The organism is Acinetobacter sp. EKM10A, from assembly GCF_011075215.1.
GTDB lineage: Bacteria > Pseudomonadota > Gammaproteobacteria > Pseudomonadales > Moraxellaceae > Acinetobacter > Acinetobacter baumannii.
Window position 1 is genome coordinate 1 of record NZ_JAALLK010000033.1, and the last position, 5,982, is coordinate 5,982.

Annotated in this window: 4 protein-coding genes and 2 pseudogenes; 2 read left to right on the forward strand and 4 right to left on the reverse strand. The window is 36.9% G+C overall.

Features of this window, described 5'->3' with window-relative positions; all coding sequences use genetic code 11:
* Nucleotides 1–156: 156 nt before the first annotated feature.
* Nucleotides 157–1,551, reverse strand: a complete 1,395-nt coding sequence (locus G9371_RS18835; protein WP_240489611.1) for an amidase family protein — start codon at nt 1,549–1,551, stop codon at nt 157–159.
* A 232-nt stretch (nt 1,552–1,783) separates the two neighbouring features.
* On the opposite strand from G9371_RS18835, the gene G9371_RS18840 reads away from it, so the two are divergent.
* Nucleotides 1,784–2,686: an AraC family transcriptional regulator gene (locus G9371_RS18840; RefSeq protein ID WP_000384164.1), complete on the forward strand. Its 903-nt coding sequence runs from the start codon at nt 1,784–1,786 to the stop codon at nt 2,684–2,686.
* Nucleotides 2,687–2,857: 171 nt separating this feature from the next.
* Nucleotides 2,858–3,378, forward strand: a pseudogene (locus G9371_RS18845) (transposase); the annotation flags it as partial.
* Nucleotides 3,379–3,473: 95 nt separating this feature from the next.
* On the opposite strand, the pseudogene G9371_RS18850 reads toward G9371_RS18845, so the two are convergent.
* The 3 genes and pseudogenes from G9371_RS18850 to G9371_RS18860 form a co-directional block, all read right to left on the reverse strand.
* Nucleotides 3,474–4,013 (reverse strand): annotated as a pseudogene (locus G9371_RS18850) (NAD(P)H-dependent oxidoreductase); the annotation flags it as partial.
* Between the two features lie 61 nt (nt 4,014–4,074).
* Nucleotides 4,075–4,482, reverse strand: a complete 408-nt coding sequence (locus tag G9371_RS18855) for a RidA family protein (RefSeq protein ID WP_004758971.1) — start codon at nt 4,480–4,482, stop codon at nt 4,075–4,077.
* The gene (locus tag G9371_RS18860; RefSeq protein WP_004758968.1) at nt 4,479–5,372 is read right to left on the reverse strand and encodes a phytanoyl-CoA dioxygenase family protein; all 894 of its coding nucleotides are present in this window, start codon (nt 5,370–5,372) and stop codon (nt 4,479–4,481) included. The genes G9371_RS18855 and G9371_RS18860 overlap by 4 nt, the downstream gene beginning before the upstream one ends.
* Between the last annotated feature and the right edge of the window lie 610 nt (nt 5,373–5,982).

The window sequence follows — 5,982 nt, forward strand, 5'->3', positions numbered from 1 at the left end:
TGTCATCATATTCGTCGTCAGAAAACAAGTATTATGCCATTATTTCAATGAGTTATCTTTTTTTGTCGTGTACAAAGTAAAACAACAAAACATCGTCAATCAATTGATTTCTAGTCGGTGAAAGACTGTTAAATTACGCTATGATGGATAGTGCAACTAAAAATCCAAAGGCGGTTTTTGGAATCCATCCGTAATTTGTGCAAGCAGTTCAGCAAATTTAATGGTGACTTTGTCTGCATACGGTTGTCCCAATATTTGAATATTGACTGGTAGATTGTCCTCAGATAAGCCTATCGGTGCAGAGGTTGATGGCAACCCAAATACAGTTGCTGGCGAAATCCATTTGAATAACTCAAGATAGAAACGTTTTCTTCCATCGACTTGTAGCGTGCGAAACATCAAAGGTTCTTTATGATTGTGTTCAAACGCTAGAGTCAAAATAGGTGGGCAAATAATGACGTCGTATTCTGCAAAAATTTCAAGACATTTTTGCTTGATATGCAATGACTCTTCATATTTGGCAAGCCATTCTGCATGACTCAGGTTAGCACCTTGTGTAAATCCATAGGCCAAAGGCGGAATGCCTGCTTTACCATTAAGTAATTTGATTAATGGCGTAGATGCCGACATGGACAATCGACTTAGTTTAGGATCTGCAAAAGTCATTTGGCTGATCAATCGAGTGGCGTAGGATTTAAATATTTCATCAAAATCCCAATTTTTTGGACGACCTACATCCACGTTAACCTTGGCAGTTTGCAGGGTTTGCAAAAGTTGATCGTATTTTTTCTTTAGCCGTGAATCGATTGGACACGATTCATCATCCATCCAGAATAATACTTTAAACTCTTGAATGGTTTGTTTTTCAGATTCCTTGAGTTTAAAAGCTCTAAAGTCATCCGCATTTGGCTCGACTAAAACATCTAATAATAAACTTAAGTCCCGTGCTGAACGAGCCATTGGACCAATGACGGCAAGGTCAGGTTGGGATAACTCGTCCTCGTAATTCATGATGTGTCCTCTGAAATCAATCAATCCATAGGTGGATTTATGACCATAGACACCACAAAAATGTGCTGGTGTTCGAATAGAACCACCAATATCACTACCAAGCTCAATCGGTGTAAATCCCGATGCTAGTGCCGCAGCAGAACCACCTGATGAGCCGCCTGTTGTGAGATTTAAATTCCATGGATTATTGGCAGTACCATAAAATTTGTTGTAGGTTTGAATATCTGCACATTTAAAGGGTACATTGGTTTTTGCAAAAGGAATGGCTCCAGCACCGACCAATTTATTGACCGAAACAGCATTTTCGGTGGGGACATAGTGTTGGAATTCTGGATTGCCATCGGTACACGGCATGCCTTTCACTTTAAAGGCATCTTTGATGGTCATCGGAATGCCATGTAATTTACCAAGTGGGGCTTGTCGCTTGATGGCGAGGTCAGCCTGATCTGCTAAAATCCTTGCATTGTCATAATCAAATGCAACACAACTATTGATGTGTTTGTTGTATTTATTAATCCGTTCAATCTGTGATTCCAGCAATTCACGGCTACTGATTTGTCCATTTTGGATGGATTGTACTAACGCAGTTGCATCATCATAAACAAAATCTTTTGGCATTTTCTTTGCTTCCTATCAAACAATTCAAGTAGATTTTGTAAGCATAAGGTGCAATATTGAAGCTCATGATCGGACATAAAATCTGTCATTTTCGGACAAAACAACAAAAAGGGATGAAATAATGTTGATACCATCGATATTGGTAGACACGTATATGGACTATGCTGAAGAACAAGGTGTTGATTTGGCAAAATTTTGTAGTGAACAAAATATTGTTAAGGATCATGTTGAACTAACACAATATTTCTTGTTATTAGACTGGATTGGGCGACAACTTCCTGATCATGATCTTGGTGAGGAAATTGGTTGGCGATTTACGTCACAACTATTTGACCCCATTGGCACTGCAATCATATCCTCAGAAACGTTGTCATCCGGATTAGACGTTGCCTTAAAATATTGGGATGTCTTTGGTATTGGATTGGCGTTACTCTCTCGAAAACACGGCAATAATGTTGAATTAGAGATTCAACCAACTTTACCTATCAATGAAAAATACCAAAAGATTATTTTAAAATCTGCAATCATTTGCCTTTATAAAATTATATTGCAAATATTACCATTTAAGGCATCTGATATTCATATATTTTTCAAAGGCGAAAAAAATACCCAAGATTTTCCTTCTGGAATATACATTGGGTATCATGCGACGGAATGGAAAATTCGTTTTCCTGAGCATTTTCTAGCTGAAAAAAGTTTTTGTGCGAATAAGTTAAGCTTTGAGCGTGCCATCACACATTGCGAACAAGTATTGGCAGTGTATCATCAAAATCAAGCCTTTGATCATGTGACGATGCACACATTGAATGACATCGCACAAATAAAATCCGTATCCACCAAAACCGTTTATAGGCAACTAAAACAACAAGGACAGAATTTTCAAAAATTACAACAAAGCAAAAAATATACGCAAGCCATGATGTTATTAAATCAAAAAGAACTTTCTATAGAGAAAATCGCAGAAACATTAGGTTATCAAGATCCATCGAATTTTACCCGTGCGTTTAAGCGCTGGGCACATGTTTCACCAAGCTTGTATCGCAAGCAAAATGCTTGAGTACTCACTGTGATTTAATCATAGGGCACAGCCCAGTTGTGACGATATTTCACATAGTTGCTCACTGGTATACTACTGAGGTGAAAGTATAGTAATACATTGGGGGCTTAGGAAGTTAATCATATTAAAAAGTATGGTAACTTCCTTAAGTACCATTTATACAATTACGTAAAAAAGATTGCGAGTCAATGCGAAGAAGTATCTCCTTTCAATGGAACTGTCGATGATAAATCCTACTTTTGTGCTCATCGTGTAAAAGGTAAAAGAGGTCCTGGAGTGAGCAGCACTGCTGCGTAAGGTAAAAATCGTATTTGAAATACTTATACGTGGTGGGGATGTCTACACAGAAATTGTTACTGATTGCTCCAAAGCCACGCTTCAAGGGATTATCCGTAGACATATCGACCTAGATTCAGTAATCAATACGGATGGCTGAAGAGGTTTTGATCGTTTAGTTGATATTGTTTTTGACAAGCATTTGAGAGTGGATCATGGTAACAATGAATTTGCTTGTGGGGAACGTCATATTAATGACATAAAATCATTCTGGGGCTATGCGAAAAGCGGCTTAGTAAGTTTAATGGTATTGACAAAAATTTGTTGTATTTGCATCTTAAAGTGAGTAGCACCACTTCGCAAGATATACATTCAATCATCGGCATGGTAATTTATACCTCAATTTTCACACTTAAACTACTCTGTAATAAATCTCTTAAGTCCCTAAATTAATATAAGAATCTGTGCAATCGGTCTAGTTTTTCATAAAATGTCTTAATTTTATGGCTCGTAAAATAGGTAAGGCACGTTGGATTGTCAAGCTAATACGCTCTAACAATTCATGATTAATAATCCTATAATCACTGGAAAAATCCTTGTCTGTCGCATACACACCCAATGACATTGTTTGAGTTTGAAAAAAACTAAACAAAGGTCTTAATTGATGTTCAATCACCAGTGAATGTCTTTCACTGCCACCAGATGCAGCAAGGATGACAGGAACATTCACCAAAGCAAATTGCTCTATCAGATCAAAAAAGTGCTTGAATAATCCAGGGTAAGACGCACGGTAAACAGGTGTTCCCACAATTAAGGCATCAGCCGTTTCTACTGTATGCAACGCTATTTGCACATGTTCAGGTAATTGCTTACGATCAAATGTTTGACCAATAAAGCCACCAATTTCACTAAATTTAACAAATTCCAATTCAACTGAAAGTCGTTTGGCAATTTCATCGGCAATCGTTTGCACCAATGTTTCGGTTTTGGATTGCATGCCAAATCCGCCAGAAACCACAACCAGTCGCAATGTCGGTGGATGCTCAAACATGAAGTATTCTCCCAAAAGGAGGCTGCTTGATTGGGTCCAAATCAAGCAACCATCATATGATTTATGATGCTTTAACAGCTGTAATCGTAATTTCAAGCAATTGCTCTGGATGAATCAATTTACTGATTTCAACCAAAGTACATGCAGGTTGATGTGAGCCAAGATATTTTTTCAGAATATCACTGGATTGGCTTGTAAATTCAGCGATATCAGTCGTATAAATCGTCCACGTTGCAATATTGCCAAAATCTAATCCAATACTGTTTAGACTTTTACTAGCAATACTTAGAACAAAATCTAATTGATCCGCAACAGTACTTCCGACCAGCGATAAATCCGCCAAGCCACCTTTAAGTGGTGCAATGCCCGAAAGATATACCGTATTACCGACCTCTATTATTTGACTGAACGCAAACAGATCAAAAACATCTTGCTTGAAGTAATCCAAATCTGGTGTACTTAATTTCATGTGCGATCCCCTACTTCCACAGCATATTCCTTGATGATGTCATTACCTGTATCAACCACAAGGTTTAACCCCGCAGAACGACGCTCAGCTTTACCCCTGAATACATCCAAAGGATCTTCAAAATCACGTACATAACCCAATGCAAAGCAAGCACATTGATAACCCATCAATTTAAGCAATTCATCATCAAGTGTTTGTGCTATTTCTGGTGGCGTTGCCAAATATTGGTTTTCTTCCTGTCTTAACCAACCTGCACAATAGTTCACATTAATTGCTTGACGAATTTTATCGGTATTATTCACACCAGCACCATGGTAAATTTTACCTGTATACACTAGAACAGAACCTTTGCTCATTTCCGCAGCAATCGTTTGATCTTGCGTAAATTTTTGACGTGCACCAATATACATACTGTTTGGTACGACACGAGTTGCACCGTTTTCTTCTGTATATTCAGTCATTGCCCAAAGTGTATTGAACTGTGGTTCATAATCATCTGGAAAATCAAAAAAGTCCCAAGTCAATTGATCTTGATGCAATACTTGTGCTGGAGCACCTGGATTAACTGTAATGATTTGGGTTAATTGCAATTGAATCGTAGACGCTTTATGCAAATGTTTTTTTGCCGCATCCAGCATTAATGGATGAGTAATGATTTCTTCACGTGCAGTTTTTGAACGAGCCACCAAAGAACCAGTACGTTGGGTCTTTTTACCCAAAAATACATCTTCGCCATATGGACTTGAATAAACATATTCATGCGTTTCTTCGGCAATACGATCCATAATCTCAGGAGAAACTAGGTTTTCAATGATACAATGACCATGCTCTCTCAATGCTTTTGCAATGTCATCACCAGTTGCGGTATTTGGTAAACGAATCAGTTCCATAGTCTTCTCCAATATAAACTCAATCACATAAGATAAATGTAATTTAAATAGTCTGGAGAATGGCGACATCTAACTTAAGTTATATAAATTAAGCTCTGATTCAAAAAAGTCGGTTTAATTGCTTATGATAACCAATTATTGAGAATTATTATTAATTGAGTGCTTGCCATCAAGATTCTAGGCAAAAATGCATAATTATAGTGACTAATGCACCAAATAATAACACATTTTTTTATAATCATTACGTCCTTAAATTCACAATATAATGATTTTTATCATTTAAATAGAAATAATACGTTTTTTCGTAAAAATATGCTTTATTCTCTCAAAATTGACCTTGAACAATGAATGCGCCCGTTTATGCCATGAATTGAGGCATTCAAGTCAATAAAAATCATGGGCTAATTACTTACAATATATTGATACTAAATAAAAAATATCTTTGTACACGACAAAAAAATATAACTCATTGAAATAATGGCATAATACTTGTTTTCTGACGACGAATATGATGGCACATTTCAATGAGCTATATCTCATCTTAAACAAATATCTAAAGTGGAACAAGTCACATGCAAAATGTTTTACACTGATTATGCTTGCATTAATT

Excerpts from the sequence above, each read along its gene's own strand:
- G9371_RS18860 (WP_004758968.1), bottom strand. The coding sequence starts at position 5,372 with ATGGAACTGATTCGTTTACCAAATACCGCAACTGGTGATGACATTGCA.
- G9371_RS18840 (WP_000384164.1), top strand. The coding sequence starts at position 1,784 with ATGGACTATGCTGAAGAACAAGGTGTTGATTTGGCAAAATTTTGTAGT.
- G9371_RS18855 (WP_004758971.1), bottom strand. The coding sequence starts at position 4,482 with ATGAAATTAAGTACACCAGATTTGGATTACTTCAAGCAAGATGTTTTT.